The 20,569-nt window shown below is 71.4% G+C and carries 24 protein-coding genes; 15 read left to right on the top strand and 9 right to left on the bottom strand.

Going from position 1 to position 20,569, the window contains the following annotated elements; translation table 11 throughout:
• Positions 1–12: 12 nt before the first annotated feature.
• Genes ACWEVS_RS18415 through ACWEVS_RS18405 form a run of 3 tightly spaced genes read left to right on the top strand, consistent with a single transcriptional unit; the run spans position 13 to position 2,200 of the window.
• Positions 13–843, top strand: a complete 831-nt coding sequence (locus ACWEVS_RS18415) for a hypothetical protein (protein WP_449921949.1) — start codon at positions 13–15, stop codon at positions 841–843.
• Positions 840–1,901: a glycosyltransferase gene (locus tag ACWEVS_RS18410; protein ID WP_354909444.1), complete on the top strand. Its 1,062-nt coding sequence runs from the start codon at positions 840–842 to the stop codon at positions 1,899–1,901. Before ACWEVS_RS18415 ends, ACWEVS_RS18410 begins: the two co-directional genes overlap by 4 nt.
• 17 nt (positions 1,902–1,918) lie before the next feature.
• Positions 1,919–2,200: a metal-sensitive transcriptional regulator gene (locus ACWEVS_RS18405; protein WP_183653791.1), complete on the top strand. Its 282-nt coding sequence runs from the start codon at positions 1,919–1,921 to the stop codon at positions 2,198–2,200.
• A gap of 86 nt (positions 2,201–2,286) precedes the next feature.
• On the opposite strand, the gene ACWEVS_RS18400 is transcribed toward ACWEVS_RS18405, so the two are convergent.
• The gene (locus tag ACWEVS_RS18400; RefSeq protein ID WP_354909446.1) at positions 2,287–2,448 is read right to left on the bottom strand and encodes a hypothetical protein; all 162 of its coding nucleotides are present in this window, start codon (positions 2,446–2,448) and stop codon (positions 2,287–2,289) included.
• 195 nt (positions 2,449–2,643) lie between these two features.
• A complete protein-coding gene (locus ACWEVS_RS18395) occupies positions 2,644–4,839 on the bottom strand; it encodes a hypothetical protein (protein WP_452552469.1) in 2,196 nt (731 codons plus the stop codon).
• Between the two features lie 45 nt (positions 4,840–4,884).
• On the opposite strand from ACWEVS_RS18395, the gene ACWEVS_RS18390 reads away from it, so the two are divergent.
• The gene (locus tag ACWEVS_RS18390; RefSeq protein ID WP_449921943.1) at positions 4,885–5,775 is read left to right on the top strand and encodes a hypothetical protein; all 891 of its coding nucleotides are present in this window, start codon (positions 4,885–4,887) and stop codon (positions 5,773–5,775) included.
• On the opposite strand, the gene ACWEVS_RS18385 is transcribed toward ACWEVS_RS18390, so the two are convergent.
• Positions 5,747–6,268 carry a gamma carbonic anhydrase family protein gene (locus ACWEVS_RS18385; RefSeq protein WP_354909453.1) on the bottom strand — a complete coding sequence of 174 codons (522 nt, stop codon included), beginning with the start codon at positions 6,266–6,268 and terminating at the stop codon, positions 5,747–5,749. The two genes, ACWEVS_RS18390 and ACWEVS_RS18385, sit on opposite strands and share 29 nt — an antisense overlap.
• A gap of 211 nt (positions 6,269–6,479) precedes the next feature.
• Between ACWEVS_RS18385 and ACWEVS_RS18380 the strand changes: the two genes are divergently transcribed.
• Positions 6,480–7,496, top strand: coding sequence for a hypothetical protein (locus ACWEVS_RS18380; RefSeq protein WP_452552466.1), 1,017 nt, complete (start codon positions 6,480–6,482; stop codon positions 7,494–7,496).
• Positions 7,497–7,715: 219 nt separating this feature from the next.
• Here ACWEVS_RS18380 and ACWEVS_RS18375 read toward each other — a convergent pair whose 3' ends face one another.
• From ACWEVS_RS18375 to ACWEVS_RS18360, 4 genes are all read right to left on the bottom strand, one after another.
• On the bottom strand, positions 7,716–7,931 hold the full coding sequence (locus tag ACWEVS_RS18375; protein ID WP_354909456.1) for a hypothetical protein: 216 nt from the start codon (positions 7,929–7,931) through the stop codon (positions 7,716–7,718).
• A gap of 117 nt (positions 7,932–8,048) precedes the next feature.
• On the bottom strand, positions 8,049–8,801 hold the full coding sequence (locus tag ACWEVS_RS18370) for a GntR family transcriptional regulator (RefSeq protein WP_354909459.1): 753 nt from the start codon (positions 8,799–8,801) through the stop codon (positions 8,049–8,051).
• Between the two features lie 173 nt (positions 8,802–8,974).
• Complete coding sequence (locus tag ACWEVS_RS18365) at positions 8,975–9,493, bottom strand: VanZ family protein (RefSeq protein ID WP_452413535.1); 519 nt, start codon at positions 9,491–9,493, stop codon at positions 8,975–8,977.
• 122 nt (positions 9,494–9,615) lie between these two features.
• A complete protein-coding gene (locus ACWEVS_RS18360) occupies positions 9,616–10,374 on the bottom strand; it encodes an IclR family transcriptional regulator (protein ID WP_449921939.1) in 759 nt (252 codons plus the stop codon).
• Positions 10,375–10,422: 48 nt separating this feature from the next.
• On the opposite strand from ACWEVS_RS18360, the gene ACWEVS_RS18355 reads away from it, so the two are divergent.
• The 10 genes from ACWEVS_RS18355 to ACWEVS_RS18310 all read left to right on the top strand — a co-directional run bounded on the left by ACWEVS_RS18355 (position 10,423) and on the right by ACWEVS_RS18310 (position 19,089).
• Positions 10,423–11,826, top strand: coding sequence for an aldehyde dehydrogenase family protein (locus ACWEVS_RS18355; RefSeq protein ID WP_452413805.1), 1,404 nt, complete (start codon positions 10,423–10,425; stop codon positions 11,824–11,826).
• Positions 11,823–12,617 carry a 2-keto-4-pentenoate hydratase gene (locus tag ACWEVS_RS18350; protein WP_449921936.1) on the top strand — a complete coding sequence of 265 codons (795 nt, stop codon included), beginning with the start codon at positions 11,823–11,825 and terminating at the stop codon, positions 12,615–12,617. Before ACWEVS_RS18355 ends, ACWEVS_RS18350 begins: the two co-directional genes overlap by 4 nt.
• Positions 12,614–13,585: an acetaldehyde dehydrogenase (acetylating) gene (locus tag ACWEVS_RS18345; protein WP_449921934.1), complete on the top strand. Its 972-nt coding sequence runs from the start codon at positions 12,614–12,616 to the stop codon at positions 13,583–13,585. Before ACWEVS_RS18350 ends, ACWEVS_RS18345 begins: the two co-directional genes overlap by 4 nt.
• Positions 13,582–14,586 carry a 4-hydroxy-2-oxovalerate aldolase gene (dmpG, locus tag ACWEVS_RS18340; protein WP_449921932.1) on the top strand — a complete coding sequence of 335 codons (1,005 nt, stop codon included), beginning with the start codon at positions 13,582–13,584 and terminating at the stop codon, positions 14,584–14,586. The genes ACWEVS_RS18345 and dmpG overlap by 4 nt, the downstream gene beginning before the upstream one ends.
• Positions 14,583–15,293, top strand: coding sequence for a 2-keto-4-pentenoate hydratase (locus tag ACWEVS_RS18335; RefSeq protein ID WP_449921930.1), 711 nt, complete (start codon positions 14,583–14,585; stop codon positions 15,291–15,293). Before dmpG ends, ACWEVS_RS18335 begins: the two co-directional genes overlap by 4 nt.
• The gene (locus tag ACWEVS_RS18330) at positions 15,293–15,703 is read left to right on the top strand and encodes a RidA family protein (RefSeq protein ID WP_354909478.1); all 411 of its coding nucleotides are present in this window, start codon (positions 15,293–15,295) and stop codon (positions 15,701–15,703) included. Before ACWEVS_RS18335 ends, ACWEVS_RS18330 begins: the two co-directional genes overlap by 1 nt.
• Positions 15,700–16,212 (top strand): 3-hydroxyanthranilate 3,4-dioxygenase, encoded by a 513-nt coding sequence (locus ACWEVS_RS18325; protein WP_354909480.1) that lies wholly within the window; start codon positions 15,700–15,702, stop codon positions 16,210–16,212. The genes ACWEVS_RS18330 and ACWEVS_RS18325 overlap by 4 nt, the downstream gene beginning before the upstream one ends.
• Positions 16,213–16,216: 4 nt before the next feature.
• A complete protein-coding gene (locus tag ACWEVS_RS18320) occupies positions 16,217–17,185 on the top strand; it encodes an amidohydrolase family protein (protein ID WP_354909482.1) in 969 nt (322 codons plus the stop codon).
• Positions 17,182–18,360 (top strand): kynureninase, encoded by a 1,179-nt coding sequence (locus ACWEVS_RS18315; RefSeq protein WP_452552464.1) that lies wholly within the window; start codon positions 17,182–17,184, stop codon positions 18,358–18,360. Before ACWEVS_RS18320 ends, ACWEVS_RS18315 begins: the two co-directional genes overlap by 4 nt.
• Before the next feature lie 159 nt (positions 18,361–18,519).
• Positions 18,520–19,089: a LysE family translocator gene (locus tag ACWEVS_RS18310; protein WP_354909486.1), complete on the top strand. Its 570-nt coding sequence runs from the start codon at positions 18,520–18,522 to the stop codon at positions 19,087–19,089.
• Here the strand turns inward: ACWEVS_RS18310 and ACWEVS_RS18305 are convergent.
• Together ACWEVS_RS18305 and ACWEVS_RS18300 are read right to left on the bottom strand one after the other, a co-directional pair.
• Positions 19,051–19,443: an MmcQ/YjbR family DNA-binding protein gene (locus tag ACWEVS_RS18305; RefSeq protein ID WP_449921922.1), complete on the bottom strand. Its 393-nt coding sequence runs from the start codon at positions 19,441–19,443 to the stop codon at positions 19,051–19,053. The two genes, ACWEVS_RS18310 and ACWEVS_RS18305, sit on opposite strands and share 39 nt — an antisense overlap.
• Positions 19,440–20,489 (bottom strand): DUF2293 domain-containing protein, encoded by a 1,050-nt coding sequence (locus ACWEVS_RS18300; protein ID WP_452413545.1) that lies wholly within the window; start codon positions 20,487–20,489, stop codon positions 19,440–19,442. Before ACWEVS_RS18300 ends, ACWEVS_RS18305 begins: the two co-directional genes overlap by 4 nt.
• Positions 20,490–20,569 lie beyond the last annotated feature (80 nt).

Raw genomic sequence — 20,569 nt, 5'->3', positions numbered from 1 at the left:
AGGGGGCTGCTGATGCGCGTCGTCGTGACGGACGCGGAAGTCACCCTGGCTGACGTGCTCTCCCTGCGACTCGCCATCGAAGGGCCGCTGGACCCGGGCACCAAACTGGTGCTGCGCCACCGCGCGACAGGCGTGGAACGGGAGGTCGCGCTCGCCACGACGGCGGTGCGGGCGCGTGACGCCACGCTCGCGGTCTCCCTCGCGCCGCTGACCCTGGGGGCCGGCCGCTGGGACACCTACCTGCGGCAGGAGGACGGCAGGAGCCGCATCAGGAGCGTCGACCCCGGCTTCTCCCTCGACCATCTCGACACCTACGCGCTGTCGAAGCGGACCGTCGCCTACCGGGCCTACCGCACCAGGAACGGCTACCTCGCGCTCAGGGTCTCCGACGCCGAGCCGGCCGCGGAGGTGCGGGCGGTCTGGTTCAGGGAGGGCCGGTTCGAGGTGACGGGCCTGCTGGCCTACACGGGGCTCGACGACGACGACTCCAGGCACGAGGCCAGGATCGCCCTGCGCCGCAGGCAGCCCGCCCCGGTCAAGGACCCTCCCGGGGACGGGAAGGACGCCGCGACCGTGGCCGCCGCCGCGACCGTGCAGGGGGTGCGCTTCCACGCCGCCGTCTCGCTGGTCGACGTGGTCGCCGCCGACCCCGAGGGCGTGGGGACGTGGGAACCGTCGCTGGAGGTGGAAGGCGTTCCCCGCCCGCTGCGGCTGGCCTCCCGGCTCGACGACGTGGACGGCAAGCGCGGCCGCCTCCACTACCCGGCGATGCGCGTGGACGGCGTGCCCGTCCGGCCCTGCTACACCGCCGACGACGAGCTGCGGATCGAGGTGGGCGTGTGAAGGTCAGCTTCGTGCTCCCCTCCGCGTACGGCATGCGCGGCGACGTCCGCTCCACCCTCAACCTGGCCTCCGACCTGGCCGAGCGGCACGAGGTCGAGGTGATCAGCGTCAGGCGGCAGAAGGAGAAGCCGTTCTTCGCCGTCAGCGGCAAGGTGCGGATGCGCACGCTCGTCGACGCCAGGCCGGGCGCCAGGCATCTGCTGCCGCGCGGTCAGATGCGCACGGAGGTGGCGCTGTGGCGGTTGCTTCGCACGCTCAAGAGTGACGTTCTGGTCACCACCCGGCCACCGATCAGTGTCCAGGCGGCCAGATACGCGCCGAAGGAGACGCTCAAGATCGCGCGGGAGTGGGGGCGGCCTGCCGTACCGGGGCCGGTGCAGCGGTTCTACCCGCGGCTCGACGCGGTGGTGACGGCCACGGACAGCGGGCGGGCGGACTGGGAGCGGCTGCTGGGCGCCGCCCCCGCCGTCCTCACGGTGCCCGACGCGCTGCCCGGCGGGCTGTGGCCGCGGTCGAGGATGGACAACAGGATCGTGGCCACCGGCGGGCGCTGGGTCGCCACCCGCGCCTACGACCGGTTGATCAGGGCGTTCGCGATCGTGGCCGACAAGCGGCCCGACTGGCGGCTGCGGCTGTACGGCGGCGGCCCGGAGGAACGCCGGCTGCGTGACCTGGTGCGCGACCTCGACCTGCACAACCACGTCTACTTCATGGGGACGACGCCCGACCTGGCGGGGGAGTTCGCCAAGGCGTCCATCGTGGCCACCACCTCGCGGGCCGAGACGCTCGGGATGGCGGTCCTGGAGGCGATGGGCTGCGGCGTGCCGGTCGTCGGCTTCGACGGCGCCCGCGGCCCGGCCGAGTACATCATCACCGGCTACAACGGCGTCCTCGTGCCCGACGGCGAGATCGAGATGTACGCAGCGGCGCTGCTCACGCTGATCGACGACGACCGCAGGCGCAGGTCGCTCGCCGCGGGAGCGCTCGACACCGCTTCCCGGCACTCGGCGGACGCGGTCGCGACGCTCTGGGAAGAGCTGATCGCCGAACTGCGCTGACTGGGTACCTTTGATGCATGCATGGGTACAGCGGAGACAAGCAGGCCTATCTGACCCGCCTGCGGCGTATCGAGGGTCAGATCCGGGGCCTGCAGCGCATGGTGGAGGACGACGCCTACTGCATCGACATCCTCACCCAGGTCTCGGCGGCCACGCGGGCGCTTCAGGCGGTGGCGCTCGGGCTGCTGGAGGAGCACATCTCCCATTGCGTGACCGACGCGATCAACACCGGCGGGCCGGAGGCGGAGGCGAAGGTCAAGGAGGCGTCCGCGGCGATCGCGCGGCTCGTTCGTTCGTGACTAGTCATTCCGGGCTTCGGTGAACCATCCGAAAAACCGTGTCCCGGACCCCGCGGGAGTCCGGGACTAGGTCAATGTGATGGTCTTCAGCGGCTCGCCGAAGTCCGCAATCCGAGCGCGTCGTCGAGCTCATCCAAGGTGAGCCGCCGTTCACTGATGGCTACGGCGGACAGAACCTCGGCGTAGAGCGCAATCTCGTCCAACGCGACACGGTCGTGAACCCGAGAGTCCAGGTCGTCGTGCCCCACCGCGTCGTCCTTCCTTCCGCAGCCCACACCCTCTTCGAGGTTACGGCGGAGGCTCTTCTGGCGACATGGCCCATCGGGGTCATTCCTTGCGGCGCCATCCTGCCCCCACAAGGATCATTTCCCGAAACCGAGATCACAATTCGGCGAATACCGTTCCAAGAGTGATATTTACCGAGTAAGGGTGAAATAGCGAGATTAGTGGTTTAGATGGGGATCGTCGCGCTCATGGATCAACCTGTGCACGATCGCGGCGGCCCCGGGGAAACCGCGCTCGGGCACCGGCGTACGGGTCAGCCGGCACCACGCCAGCCCCGCCGCGTAGGCGGCGCCCAGCACCGCGGCCGCGCCGTCCCTGGTCGGCGGTACGGCGTCGAGCCAGCGGGGGCCCACCTCGAACCCGTCGGGCTCGGTCTGCTCGCCGCGCGGCGCGGCCAACTGGACGCGGAGCGCGTGGCGCAGGCGATGATCCAGCCAGGCGACCACGGTCGGCAGGCCCTCGGGGGCGTCGGCGTGGTCGGCGGCGAGCAGGGCGGCGGCCGTCCGGTGCGGATCTGACGAGAAGGCCACGGCCTCCAGGAGGTCGCCGACCGTGTGGCGGAAGTGCTCGCCCGGGTCGGTCTCGGCCAGGACGGCACGCGCCAGGTGCTCGGGCACCCTGGACAGCCAGGCCCGCCGCAGGGCCTTGTCGGCGGCGGCCCCGTTCCGGGTCGCCGCCTCCTCGGCCGCGGCCCCGCCCACGCCGCCCTGAGCGCCGCCCACGCCGCCCTGAGAGGCCCCGCTCGGTGTCCGGGAGCCGGCTGTGGCGCTGGCTTCCCGCCAGGGGCCGGTTTCTCGCCAGGGGCCGGTCGCGGCGCCGGCTCCACTCCAGGAGCCGGTGGTGGGGCCGGATCCACGTTCTGCGCCGGCCGTCCCGCCGTGGGAGCCGGTTTCGCGCGAGGGGCCGGTCATGGCGCCCGTTTCGATCCACGCGCCTGTCGCGGGGCCGGTTCCGTGCGCGGGGGCGGTTCCGTGCGCGGGGCCGGTTCCGTGCGCTGGGCCGGTCGTCCCGCTCTGGGAGCCGGCTGTGGGGCCGGCTGTGGGGCCGGCGTCCCGACAGGGGCCCGTTGTGACGCCCGTTTCGATCCAGGGGCCGGTCGTAGTGTCCGGGTCGCGCCAAGAGCCTGTCCGGCCGCTCGGATCGCCCCAGGAGCCAGGTGCGGCCCCTTCCGTGGTCGTGGGCGGCGGCTGGTGGAGGCCGGAGGGCATGGCGCCCTGGTAGCCGGGTGCGCTCCCGCCCGCGGTGGAGTGCCAGGCGGCCGGGGGCGGGCCGCCCGTGCCATGGCCCGCGGCGTGCGGGAAGCCGCCGGTGGACCCCACGGAAGGCGGTGGAGGGAAGGCGCCGGTGGTCCCGACGGGAGGCGGTGGTGGGAAGGCGCCGGTGGTCCCGACGGGAGGCGGTGGAGGGAACGACCCGGTGGCGGGCCCGTACGGCGCGGCGGCCCCGTGCGACCCGCCTGGCCCGTGAGATGCGCCTGGCCCGTACGGCGTGGCGGCCCCGTGCGACTCGCCTGGCCGGTGAGGCCCGCCTGGCCCGTACGGCGGGGCGGGGGTCGGGCGGGGCAGGGGGCCCGTGGCCGTCTGGTGGTCCAGGGAGGGGTTGCGCAGCGCCGGCTCCAGCATCGCGATGAGCGCCTCGGCCCGGGGACGGAAGCGCGCGTCGGCGCGCAGGATCCCCGCCGTGTCGGCCATGAGGGCGGCCAGGCGCAACGCCGATCGGGGCGCGCCGGCGCGGACGCGCTCGCCGTACAGGGTGACGAGGGACTTCAGTGGCGGGGACGGCAGCCAGCGCACCCACTCGTCGCCCGGCAGCGGGCGGCCCAGGTACTCGCCGAACACCGAGAGGAGCTGCTCGTTGCCGTCGAAGGCGGGCGCGTAGGCGCACCACATGATCGCCGCCCAGATCGCCGCCACGGTGCTCGGCACGTCGCTCGCGAAGACGTCGCGGAAGGAGGTCAGCGGGTAGTCGTCGACCGAGCGCCTGCCGTTCGCCCTGACCAGCGCGCGGATCTCCGCGGTGAGCGCCGGCGGCACGTCGGGGCCGACGAAGGCCTGGCTGGACCAGCGTCCGGCGGCGAAGTCGGGGCCGGTGGGCACCAGGTGCGGCAGCAGGACGCCGGTGTGGCGATCGAGGCGGGCGGGGCTGTTGCGGGGCGGCGCCGACAGGTGCCAGCGGCCGTCGCCCGGGTCCTGGAGGTACCAGCGGGCGTGCGCGCCGAAGATCCACCTGCCGCCGTCGGGTGTGGCCAGGGCTCGGGATGCGATGGCGTTGGCCCTGGTCGGGAGGGGGAGTGTCGCCCAGCGCGGGTCTGAGACCATGGCGCGGACGTCCGCCTCGATGGCCGTGAACCGCATGGCGGCATCGTAGCCCGACGCCGCGACGCGCAAGAATGTCCCATTATGAGAGCCAAGATCGCGGTGTCCCTGCTTGCCGCCTGTGCCCTGGCCGGGTGCGGCACGGCGGCGTCGAGCCGGCCTCCCGCGCCGAAGGCGCTCACCGCGGCCGACGTGCGCGCCCCGGACCCAGGCGGCGAGGTGGGCTCGGCCTCCAGCGAGTTCTCCAGCGCCGCCGAGCTCGCCGTCTGGAGCCAGCTGAGCGACACCCAGGGCGACCCGGACCGGCTCGCCAAGCTCGACGTGGACGGCACCGCGAAGGGTGCCCTCTACCTGGAGCCCACGACCTCCACCTGGTTCGACGCCTTCCGCGGCCCGTTCGTCTACCAGGAGCTGGCCGGCGACATCGTCCTGCACACCAGGCTCAAGGTCGAGGGCAGGAAGGGCGGCACGCCCCGGCGCAAGTTCTCCCTCGGCGGCGCGATGCTGCGCGTGCCGCGGTCCAACGACAAGCCGAACTGGATCTCGGTCACCACCGGCACGGGGGACAAGGCCGAAGGGGTGGAGTTGAAGGAGACCGTGGACGGCGCCTCCAAGCCGAAGGAGGTGCGGGTCGGCGCCGGCTGGACGGAGCTGATCCTCGCCAGGACGGGCGCCGTCGTGTCCGCGCTGTACAAGGAGGACGGCGGCACGTGGAAGGTCGGACAGCGATGGCTGCGGCCCGACCTGCCGAAGGTGCTGGAGTGGGGCGTGACCGGCTACACCGACTGGGACGGCTACGGCGCGCTGAAGAAGGACGCCGCCAAGGCCAACGCCACCAGGACGATCAAGGGCAGGCCTGACCTCAGGATGACCGTCGACTACGTGCGCTTCCTGCGGCCCGCCACGCCGGAGGCGGACCTGATGAAGGCCCCTGACGACGTGCTGATCAAACTGCTGAAGCCCGCCGGTGCCTGAGCGCCTTGGCCATGTACCGGTCGGGGGTCTGCGCGAAGCTCGCCCTGTCGTCGTCGGTGAGCTCGCGGACCACCCTGCCGGGCACGCCCGCCACGAGCACGCCTGAGGGGATCTTCTTGCCGGGGCCGACCAGCGCGCCGGCCGCGACCAGGCTGCCCGCCCCGATCCGGGCGCCGCCGAGCACGATCGCGCCGATGCCGATCAGCGCGCCGGTCTCGACGTGGGCGCCGTGGACCATGGCCTTGTGGCCGAGGCTCACGCGTGGTTCGAGTACGGCGGGCTCGCCGGGGTCGGCGTGCAGGCAGCACAGGTCCTGAACGTTGCACTCCTCGCCGACCTCGATGCGCTCGTCGTCGCCGCGCAGGACCGAGCCGTACCAGATGTTGGCTCCACGGCTTACTGTGACATTCCCGACGACGACCACGCCCGGCGCGATATATGCGTCTGGGTGAATGTCAGGAATTGCACCGTCATCCAGGGCTGCGATGTACATCTTGACCATCGTAGTGGCCGCGTCCTGAGAGGATCGTGCCTGGCCGGCTCGGCGGCATCTGAGCAGGCGCACAGCGCGCGTTTCCCATCAGGATTCTCCGGGCAGGTATGGCGTTCGGGTTGCGGACTTGGGCAGATGGCAGGAAAGTCGTCTCCTGACACGTCGTTGTCGGACCCTCACAAACCGCAAGCTCCCCACCTAGGTACTCCTCATGACAAACCAGCACGAGAGCTTTCCCGACCTGATGCAGGAAGACGTCTTCGAAACCGTCATGCGCGGCTACAGCCGCCGTCAGGTGAACGACTATGTGATCCGCTCCCGCAACCAGATCAGGGATCTGGAGGAGCGGCTGGCACGAGCGATCGACCAGGCGGAGCAGGGCCGTGCCGAGCTCGCCGAGGCCAGACGCCGGATGGTCGAGGCGCCGCAGAGCTACGACGACCTCAGCCCGCGGCTCGCCCAGATCCTCAAGCTGGGCGAGGAGGAGGCGGCCGCCAAGCGGGAGGACGCCGAGTCCGAGGCCAGAAGGGTGCGCGAGACGGCCACCATGGAAGCCGAGCGGATGGTCTCCTCGGCGCGTGAGACCGCCGACAACATCCTGACCAGCGCGCAGGCCGAGGCCGAGCGCCGGGTGGGCGAGGCGACCGGTGCGGCCGAGCGCATGCTGGCCCAGGCGGGCGCGGACGCGGAGGAGACGTTGACCACCTCGCGGGCCGAGGCGGAAGAGGCGGTGCGCATGGCCCACGCCGAGGCCGACAGGATGCTCACGGCGGCAAGGGCGGAGGCGGAGCAGACCGTCGAGGGCGCGCGGCAGGAGGCCGAGTCCACGGTGACGGCGGCGCGGGCCGAGGCCGAGGCGACGCTGGCCGCCGCCCAGGGTCAGGCGCAGGCCGCGCTCTCCGCCGCCGAGCAGCGCGTCAACGCGCTCGACGAGCACGCGGGACGGCGGGTCACCTACCTCACCGACACCCACGGCGAGGTGGTCAGGCGCCTCAACGAGATCACCTCGGTGCTCGGCGACCTGATGCGCAGGGAGAACGCGGCGGGGCCGCTGATCCCGATGCTGGAGCCCGCCGTTGAGCCGGTGGTCGAGCCCGCGGCCGAGGAGGTCGACGAGGTGCGGATGATCGTCGAGGACGAGCCGGCCGACGCGGTGGAGGAACAGCCCCAGGTCGCCCCGGTCTCCGAGGACACCGACGTCAACCTGGGCACGCTGGCGCACAAGTAGCGGCGCGCGCCGGCTCACGTCCCGCTGGGCGGGCGGGGCCGGGAGAGAAAGCCGGGGCGGAAGCCCCCGCCCCCGATAGGGTCGGAGACTTCCGCGCCTGGGGGCCCGGTGCCGGAGCCGCCGAGACGCTGAACCCGGCACCGGGCTGCTCGTGGCCTCGGGACGAGGCCGGGGCGCGTGCCGTGGATCCCCCGCCTAGAACGATCCACAGCACGCGCGCTAGGGGGCGGGCCCTGCCCGCCTCTCCTGATCCCTCAACTGTTCGCGGAGGCCCTCAGGGTCGTCGGCGTCGATGGTCATGGCACATCCCGCGTCGCGCTGCTCCGCGCTCAGCGGGTGGTGCCGGGTGGCCCACCAGCGGCCCGCGTCGCTCCGCCAGATGGTCCAGTGGGGGTACTCCAGGGCGATCTCGGCGAGATGCCGGTCAAAGGACATCTGGTCACCCTTTCCGGGTCCCCACTTCTGCTTCCTCTTAGAAGGTGCGCCACATCTCTAGAGAAATCAATGATCGCAGGGGACAGGTCAACCTATCGCTTGACAAATCAGCTTGACCTACGCGTCGAAGTCGTACTGGAGTACGTAGGACGCGGAGTCAAGGACCATCTCGTTGTATTCGACGGGCAGACCACCCGCGGTGTAGGCGGTCCTGGAGATCACGATCACCGGAGTGCCCGCGGGCAGTTCCAGCAGGCCCGCCTCCCCGGGCTGCGGCATGCGGGCGCGCACCTCCTCGGTGAAGTGCGCGGGTGGCAGGCCGAGGTCGCGCAGCCGGGCGTAGACGCCGCCGGGCCCGGTGTCCGGCAACGTGATGGCGCTGCCCTCCACCAGGTCGGCCGGAAAGTAGGACGTGGCCAGTTGGACGGGCCGGGCGTCGACCGAGTACCGGCGGCGCCTGATCCACACCTCGGTGCTGTCGAGGACGCCGGCGGTCGCCTCGTCGGCGCGCCCGCGGGCCACCTCCACCGCGTCCACGGTGAAGGGACGGCCGCGGGTGTCGGCGTCCCAGATGGCCCGTCCCTGGCCCCACTGCTCGCGGGACAGGCGTCGTGATCCGTGCCTGCGGATCGGCTTGAACTGTCGGACGTAGACCCCAGAACCTCGCTTCGGCACCGCCAGCCCTTCATTGATCAGCACGGCCAGCGCCTGGCGGGCGGTGGCGCGAGCGATTCCGTGTTCTGCCATGAGCGCGTTCTCGCCCGGTAGTCGCTCCCCGTCACGCAGTTCGCCGGACAGGATCCTGGCGCGCAGGCCGTCGGCGATCCGTCGATAGATCGGGGGCTCCTGAGGTACCGGGGATTCAGACACGTTTGATCACCCTCTGTCACCAACCAGGTTTGGCGTCTCCAGAGAACTTGCCCCGCCTTGTCCACGATCGCACAGATACGCAGGATGGTCCCGAGCTTCTTTTGAGTGGATCGTGCCCGTGTGGTGACCGTCGCGAGTTTTCGCGGGCCGTTACTGTGGAACGGTCCTGGCCACTATCTGGACCCCCACCAGCGGCGAGTAATCAGCGCGGCAAGAATCGCCCCCACCGTGTTGATCAAGACGTCGTCGATCGAGGAGTAGCGGCCGAGGCGCAGGCCGTACTGCAGCAGTTCGACGGTCGTGGAGGCGGCCGCCGCCACGGCGGCCACGCGGGCCAGGCTCGCGAAGCGGGTCGACCGGACCGGAAGCAGCGCACCCAGGCAGGCGAAGACCAGCAGGTTGCCGCCGACCTGCACAAACACGGTCGCGGGAGGCGCGGAGGCGATCCAGGTCAGGTCGGCGAACGGCACGAGATTGACGCCGCTCCGACCGCCTGCCGGGGTGAGGATCATCCAGATCCAGGGGGCCGTGCCCGCGACGATGCCGACGTCGGCGACGGCGGTGCGGGCCGGAGCGGGGTGCCCGCGCCTGCGGCGCGCCCGGGTGAGCGCCAGCGCCGCCAGGACGGCCAGCGGAACCCCCAACAGCCCCGCGATGATGACATGTCCCCATAAATCCCAGGTTTGGCCCACGGGGCAATAATGCAGGTACGGAAAAGTGTCCGAAAGGGCAGCCAAATATCGGCGGGTGTGGGACAAGTTCCGGGCCCGCCGGCGCCGGAACGCCGGCCACGGTCGGTGACCGGACGCGCCGGCTAGATCGCCCGGGTGAGCGCCCTGGACACACCCAGTGCGGCCGTCTTGACCGCTGGCGCCAGCCGGGTGGGATGGAAACGGGCCAGCGGCACCGACACCGACAGCGCCGCCACCGCGGCGCCCGCGCGGAAGACCGGCGCCGCGATGCAGGCGCCGCCGAGCTGCGCCTCCTCCCGCTCGTAGGCCAGGCCCGCCGCCTGGATCTGCCCGAGGGCCTCCTCCAGCCGCTTGGGGTCCACGATCGAGTGCGGGGTGAGCCTGCGCAGCGGTCGCCCGAGGACCTCCTCGATGAACGCGGGGCCCGAGTAGGCCAGCAGCGCCTTGCCGACCCCGGTGCAGGTGAGCGGCAGCCGTCCGCCCACCCGCGAGGGCAGCGAGAACGACTCGTGGCCGCGGATCTTCTCGACGTAGACCACGTCGAAGCCGTCGCGCACGCCCAGGTGGATCGTCTCGCGGGTGGCCTCGTAGAGGTCGTGCATGAACGGCAGGGCGGCGTGGCGCAGGTCGCGTTCGAGAGGGACGATGCTACCGAGCTCGAACAACCGGCGGCCGAGGTAGTACCCGTCCTCCCTGCGTGCGACGGCGCCGATCTCGGTCAGCTCGGTGAGCAGCCGGAAGGCGGTGGTCTTGGGGAGGTGGCAGTGCTGGGCGACGTCCATCAGCCGGAGCGGGCCGCCGCTCGGCCGGAACGCGTCCAGGACGAGCCATGACTTCTCCAGCATCGACAGCCGGTCGGAGTTCCGTGTCACGGAACGCATTCTTGTCCGAAACCGCCGGGAAGTTCTATACCCCTTGGTGGAGGGATGATGTCATTTGAGCAGGTAGCCCACTTCATCGGCGGATCCTGGGTGGCGGAGGGCGAGCCGTTCCCGTCCTACGATCCCATGACCGGACAGGTGGTTCGTCAGGTCCATGAGGCGGACCAGGCGGTGGTCGACCGGGCCGTGCGCGCCGCCCGCGCGGCCGCGCCGGACTGGGCCGCGCTGCCGATGGCCGAGCGGGCCGCGTGGATGCGCCGCCTGGCCGACGGGATCGAGGCGCGGTTCGACGACCTGGTGGCCGCCGAGATCGCCGACACGGGCAAGCCGCTGGAACAGACCCGCACGCTCGACATCCCGCGCGGCGCGGCCAACTTCCGCGCCTTCGCCGAGATCGCCGCGCAGCGCCCGGCCGAGGCCTTCCACCTGCCCGACGTCCTCAGCTACACCGTGCGCCGGCCGCTGGGCGTGGTCGCGGTCGTGGTGCCGTGGAACCTGCCGTTCCTGCTGATGACCTGGAAGCTGGGCCCGGCGCTGGTCGCGGGCAACACCGTCGTGGTCAAGCCGTCGGAGAACACCCCCGGCTCGGCCGCCCTCTTCGCCGAGATCTGCGCCTCCGTGGGACTGCCGCCCGGTGTGGTCAACGTGATCCACGGGTACGGCGAGTCGGGCCGGCTCCTCGTCTCGCACGAAGGGGTCGACGGGGTGACCTTCACCGGCTCCACCCGCACCGGAACCGCGATCATGAAGTCGGTCGCCGACCGGGTGAAGCCGATCTCCTTCGAGCTCGGCGGCAAGAACGCCGGCCTGGTCTTCGCCGACGCCGACCTCGGCAAGGCGGTCGAGGGCAGCGTGCGGTCGGTGTTCACCAACGGCGGCCAGGTGTGCCTGTGCACCGAGCGCCTCTACGTCGAGCGGCCCGTCTTCGAGGAGTTCTGCGCCCTGCTGGCCGAGCGGGCCGCCACCGTCACCCCGCAGCCGATGATCTCGGCGCAGCACCGGGAGAAGGTGCTGTCGTACTACGCGCTGGCCCGCGACGAGGGGGCCAAGTTCCTGACCGGTGGCGGCGCCCCCGAAGGCCCCGGGTACTTCGTCGAGCCCACGGTGGTCACCGGACTGCCCGAGTCCTCCCGCTTCAACAGGGAAGAGATCTTCGGGCCGGTCTGCCACGTGGCGCCGTTCGACACCGAGGACGAGGCCGTCGCGCTGGCCAACGACTCCGACTACGGCCTGGCCGCCACCGTGTGGACGACCGGCCTCGACCGGGCGCACCGGGTCGCGCGCCGGCTGGAGGCGGGGCTCGTCTGGGTCAACACGTGGTACCTGCGCGACCTGCGCACCCCGTTCGGCGGCGTCAAGCTGTCGGGCATCGGCCGGGAGGGCGGCACCCAGTCGCTGGACTTCTACTCCGAACCGACCACGATCACGATCAAGCTGGAAGGTGGCGCATGAACGACGAGTGGGCCGAGGCCGTGGACGTTCGTACCCAGGCGGCCGACCGGCTGCTCGAAGCCCAGCGCTCGGGCAAACCGTGCGCTCCGGTCAAGGACCTGGTGAGCACGGCGGAGGAGGCCTACGCCGTCCAGGAGATCAACACGCGCCGGGCGCTCGACGAAGGACGCAGGCTGGTCGGGCGCAAGATCGGGCTGACCAACCTCGCCGTGCAGAAGCAGCTCGGGGTGGACCAGCCCGACTTCGGCGTGCTGTTCGCCGACATGGCCTACCTCGACGGGCTGCCGGTGCCGTACGAGAGGTTCCTGCAGCCGCGGGCGGAGGCGGAGGTCGCCCTGGTCCTGGCACACGACCTGGTGGGCGGGCCCTTCACGGTGGCCGAGGTGATCAGGGCGGTGGACTTCGCGCTGCCCGCCATCGAGATCGTCGACTCGCGCGTCGCCGACTGGGACATCACCCTGGCCGACACCATCGCCGACAACGCCTCCAGCGGCGCCTTCGTGCTCGGCAACACGCCGGTGGGGCTGCGGGGGCTCGACCTGCGCCTGGCGGGGATGACGATGACCAGGCGCGGGCAGGAGGTGTCGACCGGGGCGGGCGCGGCGTGCATGGGCCACCCGCTGAACGCGGCGGTCTGGCTCGCCGACACGCTCGGCGGCACCGACTACCCGCTGCGCGCGGGAGACGTCGTGCTGACCGGCGCGCTCGGCCCCGTCGTGCCGGTCGAGGAGGGTGACGTGTTCGAGGCGGTCATCGACGGTCTCGGCTCGGTGCGGGCGGTGTTCGCATGAGGCTGGCGATCATCGGCTCGGGGAACATCGGGACCGACCTGATGTTCAAGGCCCTGCTCTCGAAGAAGGTCGAGGTCGTGGCCATGGCGGGCATCGACCCCGCCTCGGACGGCCTGGCCAGGGCGCGGCGCAGGGGCCTGGAGACGACCTCAGCCGGGGTCGAGGGGCTGGTGTCGCTGCCGTCCTTCGAGTCGGTCGACCTGGTGCTCGACGCCACCTCGGCGGGCGCCCACGCGCACAACGCCGCCGTCGTCCAGTCGTACGGCAAGCGCGTCATCGACCTCACGCCCGCCGCGCTCGGCCCCTACGTGGTGCCCTCGGTCAACCTCGACGCCCACCTGTCGGCGCCCAACCTGAACATGGTGACGTGCGGCGGCCAGGCCACGATCCCGATCGTGGCCGCGGTGTCGAGGGTGGCCGGGGTCGCCTACGCGGAGATCGTGGCCTCGATCGCCTCGAAGTCGGCGGGGCCGGGCACCCGGGCCAACATCGACGAGTTCACGGTGACGACGGCCAGGGCGCTGGAGCAGGTGGGCGGTGCGCGGCGGGGCAAGGCGATCATCGTGCTGAACCCGGCGGAGCCGCCGCTGATCATGCGGGACACCGTCTACTGCCTCGTGGACTCCTGCGAGGAGGACGAGGTGGCCGCCTCGGTGGCCGCCATGGTGGCCTCGGTGCAGGAGTACGTGCCCGGGTACCGGCTGAAGCAGGAGGTGCAGTTCACGCCCGTGTCGGCCGACGAGCCGGTGTGGACGCTGGCCAACGGGGCGCGGGGCGGGGTGAAGGTGAGCGTCTTCCTGGAGGTGGAGGGGGCGGCCCACTACCTGCCCGCCTACGCGGGGAACCTCGACATCATGACCGCGGCCGCCCTGCGCACGGCCGAACGGCTCGCGGAGACCGCCGCGGCCGTACCGGTCGCCGCGCCGGCCGGTCACGCGGGGTCGAGCGACGAGGAGGGCTGGGCATGAGCCCGCGCATCTACCTGCAGGACGTGACGTTGCGGGACGGCATGCACGCCATCCGCCACCGCTACACGCTCGACCAGGCCACCGCCGTCGCCGCCGCGCTCGACGCGGCCGGCGTGGCGGCGATCGAGGTCGCGCACGGCGACGGTCTGGCGGGCGGCAGCTTCAACTACGGCCCCGGTGCGCACACCGACGAGGAGTGGATCGAGGCCGTCGCGGGTGCCGTCACGAACGCCAGGCTCACCACGCTGCTGCTACCGGGCATCGGCACCATCGAGGACCTCAGGAAGGCTCACGCGCTGGGCGTCACCTCGGTCAGGATCGCCACGCACTGCACCGAGGCCGACATCTCCGCCCAGCACATCGCCACCGCCCGCGAGCTCGGCATGGACGTCGCGGGGTTCCTGATGATGTCGCACATGGCCCCGCCCGAGGTCCTCGCCGCGCAGGCCAAGCTCATGGAGTCGTACGGCGCGCACTGCGTCTACGTCACCGACTCCGGCGGCGGCCTCACCATGGACGGCGCGAGGGAGCGGATCAGGGCCTACCGTGACGCGCTCAGGCCCGAGACGGAGATCGGCATCCACGCCCACCACAACCTCAGCCTGGGCGTGGCCAACTCGGTGGTCGCGGTGGAGAACGGCTGCACCCGCGTGGACGCCTCGCTGGCCGGGATGGGGGCGGGCGCGGGGAACGCGCCGCTCGAGGTGTTCGTCGCCGTGGCCGACCTCATGGGCTGGCAGCACGGCTGCGACCTCTACGCGCTCATGGACGCCGCCGACGACCTGGTGCGGCCCTTGCAGGACCGCCCCGTGCGGGTCGACAGGGAGACGCTGACGCTCGGCTACGCGGGCGTCTACTCCAGCTTCCTGCGGCACGCGGAGGCGGCCTCGCAGCGGTACGGCGTCGACACCCGCGAGATCCTGGCCGAGGCCGGCCGCCGCGGGATGGTCGGCGGCCAGGAGGACATGATCGTCGACATCGCATTGGACCTGACGAAATGAAGCTGGCGCAGGCGCTGCACGAGGCCGCGCGCACCAGGATGCCCATTCCCCAGCCCGGGGACGGGCTCGACGTCGCCACCGCCTACGAGATCCAGGCCGAGGTCGTCGCCCTGCGCGGCGAGCCGCTGTCGGGCGTCAAGCTGGGTTTCACCAGCGAGGCCAAGCGCCGCCAGATGGGGGTCGACGACCTCATCCTGGGCCGGTTGACGCCGTCGATGGCCGAGATCGACCACGGCGCCTACATCCATCCGAGGGTCGAGCCCGAGGTGGTCTACCTGGTCGGGCGCAGGATCGAGAGCGTCGAGGACGCCCGGCGGCCGGGCGCCGTGGCCGCGGTCGCGGCGGGCATCGAGGTGATCGACTCCCGCTACGAGAACTTCAGGTTCTCGCTGGAGAGCGTCATCGCCGACAACACCTCGGCGGCGGGCTACGCGATCGGGCCGTGGCGGCCCTACGACGTCGACGACTGGAACCTCGGTGTGATCTTCGAGATCGACGGGCGGCCGGTGCACGTCGGGTCGACGGCGGCGATCCTCGGCGACCCGCGCAGGGCGATCGTCGAGGCGGCCCGGCTGGCCGCCCGGGTGGGGCTGGTGATCGAGGAGGGCGCCATCCTCCTGGCGGGCGCCGCCACGCCCGCCGAGCCGCTGCGGGCCGGCGCGCACGTGCGGGTGGAGATCCAGCGACTCGGGCAGGTGACGCTGTGATGCTGGTCGAGGGAAAGGCCACGCCGAGGGGGAGGTTCCCGCACGTCAGGCGGGCGGGCGACTTCCTCTACGTGTCGGGGACCAGCTCCAGGCGGCCCGACAACACCTTCGCCGGTGTGGAGGTCGACGAGCTGGGCACCACGGACCTCGACATCCGCGCGCAGACCAGAGCGGTGATCGAGAACATCGGCGACATCCTGCGCGCGGCTGGAGCCGACCTCGCCGACCTGGTACAGATCACCACGTACTTGGTCAACATGAACGACTTCAAGGGCTACAACGAGGTCTACGCCGAGTTCTTCGACGAGACCGGGCCCACGCGCACCACGGTGGCCGTCCATCAACTGCCGCACCCGCACCTGCTCATCGAGATGCAGGCCGTCGCCTACTCACCCAAGGAGCGCGCATGATCCCGCCCATCGACTTCACCAAGTGGATCGACGAGCACGCCCACCTGCTCAAGCCGCCTGTGGGCAACAAGGTGGTCTTCGAGCAGGCGGACGACTTCATCGTCATGGTCGTCGGCGGCCCCAACCAGCGCACCGACTTCCACGTCGACCCGTACGAGGAGCTGTTCTTCCAGATCAAGGGGAACATGCACCTCAACGTCATGACTCCGGAAGGACCCGACACCGTCCACATCCGCGAAGGCCAGATGTGGCTGCTGCCGGGCAACCTGCCGCACTCCCCGCAGCGCGAGGCCGACTCCGTCGGCCTGGTGATCGAGCGCATCAGGCCGGAGGGCACGCTGGAGAAGTTCAGGTGGTACTGCCAGCAGTGCGCCGCCATGGTCCACGAGGTCGAGCTCCAGGTCCGCGACATCGTCAAGGACCTGCCGCCGGTCTTCGAGGCGTTCTACTCCGACGAGAAGGCGCGCACCTGCGACAACTGCGGCGCCCTGCACCCCGGCAAGGGCTGACCGCGTGATCGTCGACGTCCACACGCACTACGTCGCCAAGGGCTGGCCCGACCTGGGCTGGCCCGGCGCGCCCCGGTTGCGGATCGACTCCGAGCGCGAGGCGATGATCGTCGTCAACGACCGCGACTTCCGCAGGATCCAGGACGACTGCTGGGATCCCGAGGTGCGTCTGGCGACGATGGGCGTGGACCGGCAGGTCGTCTCCCCGACGCCGGTGTTCTTCGCCTACGACCGCCCGGCCCAGCAGGCCGCGAACGTCGCGCGGATCTTCAACGACCTGGCGCTGGAGATCTGCGACGGCGATCGGCTGATCCCGTTCTGCCAGGTGCCGTTGCAGGATCCCGACCTGGCCTGCGAGGAGCTCGACCGGTGTCTGGCGGCCGGTCACCGGGGCGTCGAGATCGGCAACCACGTCGGCGACAGGGACCTCGACGACGAGGGGGTCGTGCAGTTCCTTCAGCACTGCGCGGCCAGGAACGTGCCCGTCTTCGTCCACCCGTGGGACATGCCCACGGGGCCGAGGCTCGACAGGTGGATGGCGCAGTGGCTGGTCGGCATGCCGGCCGAGACCCACCTGTCGATCCTGGCGATGATCCTCGGCGGCGTCTTCGACCGCGTGCCGGAGACGCTGCGGATCTGCTTCGCCCACGGAGGCGGCTCGTTCGCCTTCTGGCTGGGCCGCTTCGAGAACGCGTGGCACCGCAGGAGCGATGTCATCGGCACCTCGGAGCATCCCCCTTCGCACTACCTCGACCGCTTCAGCGTCGACTCCGTCGTCTTCGACGAGCGGGCGCTGCGGCTGCTGGTCGACACGCTGGGGGAGGACCGTGTGATGCTCGGCTCCGACTACCCGTATCCGCTCGGCGAGTCCCCCGTGGGGCGGCTGGTCAGCGGCGCGGGCTTCCTCTCCGACCAGGCGCGCGCCAGGATCCTGGGAGGCAATGCCGAGGCTTTTCTTGGAGAAACACCGTGAATCGTGAAGAATGTCGGGCTCTTGACGCGGCCGACCCGCTGCGGGAGTTCAGGGACGAGTTCGTGCTGCCCGAGGGCGTGATCTACCTCGTGGGCAACTCTCTCGGCGCGCTGCCCCGCCGTGCGTCCGAGCGGGTCCGCAGGGCGGTCGAGGAGGAGTGGGGCCGCGAGCTGGTCGGCGGATGGAACAGCGCCGGCTGGTACGCCCAGCCGCTCACCACCGGTGACCGGCTGGCCCCGCTGATCGGCGCGGGCCCTGGAACGGTGGTGGTGGGCAACACCACGTCGATCGCGGTGCACCAGGCGGTGTCCGCCGCGATGCGGCTGCGGCCTTCACGGCCCGTGGTGGTGGCCGACGTGACCAACTTCCCGACCGACAACTACATCCTCGAGGGGCTCGGCTGCCAGGTGCGCGACTTCTCCGAGGGAGTCGGCGACGACGTGGCCGCCGTGCTGCTGTCGGAGGTGAACTACCGCACGGGCGAGCGGTACGACGTGGCCGAGGTGACCGCGCGCGTCCAGGCGGCGGGCGCGCTGATGATCTGGGACGTCTGCCACAGCGTGGGCGCGCTGCGCGTCGACGTCTCGCAGGCCGACTTCGCGCTCGGCTGCACCTACAAGTACCTCAACGGGGGTCCCGGCGCTCCCGCCTTCCTCTATGTCAACCCGCGCCACCACGAGGCCGCCGAGAACGTGCTGTCCGGCTGGTATAGCCACGCCGAGCCGTTCGCCTTCGAGTCGCGCTTCCGCCCCGCCGACGGCATCAGGCGCTTCACCGTCAGCACGCCGCACGTGCTGTCGTTCGCCGCGCTCGAGGCCGCGCTCGACGTGTGGGAGCGCGTCGACATGGACCTGGTCAGGGCCAAGAGCGTGCAGCTGACCTCGCTGTTCATGGACCTGGTCGGCGACGCGCTGGAGCCCGCCTCCCCGCGCGACCCGCGACACAGGGGAAGCCAGGTCAGCTTCTACCACCCCGACGGCTACCCGGTGATGCGGGCGCTGATCGACAGGGGCGTGCACGGCGACTTCCGGGCGCCCGACATCCTCCGCTTCGGCTTCGCGCCGCTCTACATCCGGCACGTGGACGTCTACGACGCGGCCCAGACGCTGCTGGAGGTGCTGGACAAGGAGCTGTGGCGGGACGAGAAGTACGCCCAGCGGCTCGCCGTCACCTGAGCGACCCATCGGCTTGGCAGGCCCGCCGCGCCGTACCGGAATTCGGACAAGTAACATCAAGGGCGCCCACAAGGCGCCTCAATGTACGTCCGCGGTTCTGTGCGGCCTGCACACCCGCGGGTCTCCCGGAGCGCGCCCAGCTTCCGGGAGACCCCCGCCATGCTGCTGACCTTCGCGGTCACCGCCCTTGTCATGATCATGATCCCCGGCCCGGACGCCGCGCTGATCATGCGCAGCTCCCTCACCCACGGCCGCGTCGCGGGACTGCTCACCATGGCGGGGGGCCTGCTCGGCCTCACCGTCCACGCCACCGCGGCCTCCCTCGGCCTGTCGGCGCTGCTGGCCGCCTCACCGGCCGCCTTCACCGCGCTCAGGTGGCTCGGCATCGCCTACCTGCTCTGGCTGGGCGTGCAGTCGTTCCGCGCCAAGCCGCAGGAGGCGCGGGCCGCAGGGCAGCGGCACGTCCGCAACGGATTCTTCTCCAACCTGCTCAACCCGAAGGTCCTGCTGTTCCAGGTGACGTTCCTGCCGCAGTTCATGACCGGACCCGACGACGCGTTGCTGCTGTCGGCGGTCTTCGCCGGGCTCTACTTCCTGTGGTTCCTCGTCTACGTGCTCGTGATCGACCGGCTGGGCGCGGTGCTGCGCACCCCCCGGGTACGGCGGCGCGTCGAACGGATCACCGGAGTGCTACTGGTCGGCTTCGCCCTGCGCCTGGCCGTCCAGTAGCTTGACCGCCCGCTTGGGAGCGATCGCCCGGTAGCTCTCCTCCACCCAGTCGAGCAGCACCTCGGTCTCGGGCAGGTCGCTCTCGAACGGGACCGTCACCCAGCCCGCCTTGCCCAGCCCGTAGCCGCTGGGCTCGGCGCCCTCGACGGTCAGCGCGTGGCCGTGCGACTCCGAGCGCAGCTTCACGCCGAACGCCGGGTTCCACTTCTCCGTGGGCTCGTCGATGCCGAGGAAGACGAACACCTTCTTGTTGACCTTGATGACGCTCTCGCCCCAGGGGAATGCCTCGTGGGTCTCCGGCAGGCTCAGCGCGAAGTCACGGACCGCCTCTCGGACGGCATGCCAGTCGCTCATCCCTGAGTTCTACCCTTGAACTCCGACAGTTTGGCCTCGATCACCGGCCGGATGCGCTCGCGCGCCTCCATGCGCGGGACACCCTCCATCAGCATCCGGTCGTAGCCGGTGTCCAGGTGGCGGATCGAGGCCACGACGGCGAGCGTGATCGCGTTCTCGTCCATGGCCTTGGCGGCGGCCGTACGGCCGACCCGGCCGCTGCCGCGCTGGGCGGCGTGGGCGGCGATGGACTCGGCCCGCTCGGCCGGGCAGGACGGGAAGAGCCGCACGATCGCGGCGGCCATCCTGGCCTGGTGGTCGAGGTCCTGCTCGGCCCTGCGCTCGCGGTCGCGCGCCCGGCGCGCCTCGCGGGCCTCCTCGTCGCCCAGGCACTGCTCCTCCGCCCTGGCCAGCGCCGCCTCCTCCACCAGCACGCCCTGGCGCTGGTAGACCTTGCGCCGCCGGTTGTACTGCACGACCACCGCCGACAGCACGCTCTCCTTCTTGGCCCTGCGGCTCAGCGCGGCGTTGCCCGACGGGAGGAAGACGAGGTGGTCGAGGTCGGCGCAGGTCAGGCAGTGCGGCCGGTCGTCCTCCATGATCAGGTAGGGGCCGGTGTCGCCGCACGAGGCGCAGGTCCACGGCTGCTGCGGCGAGACCACGACGAGGTCGGGCGCCTTGCTCTGCCGTTCGGTGAGCTGTTTGACGCGGGCGTCGCTGAGATCGGGGGACAGCCAGTGCACGCGGAAGCAGTCCTGCTCGCCCGCGGTGGTGAAGCGCAGCTCGCGCCGGTCCCTGCCGCCCGACAGGTACGGCGTCTCCATCGGGCGCAGGCCCTTCGACCGCGCCCACTCGCGCAGCGCCACGGCGGCGTCGAGCAGGCGGGCGTCGTCGACGGCGGCCAGTTCGGCGAGCGTTGCGGCCCTGCCCTGGCGCCAGGTGTCGACATGGCGGCTGTGCAGCCAGCGCAGGCCGGTGACGACGTCGAGGAAGGTGACGTACTTGCGGGTGGTGAGCGCGATCTCGGCCGCGTCCGCGACCCTGCGCGCCAGGTTCGGTCGGCTCACAGCACACCAGTGTGCCGCCCCTCAGGCGCGTCGGCTCCCCTCCCGCGGGTGGTGGCCGGGCTCCCCTCGGGGTACGGCCC

The sequence above is a fragment of the Nonomuraea sp. NPDC003754 genome (genome assembly GCF_053605785.1).
This window is presented reverse-complemented; position numbering and strand designations above follow the sequence as displayed.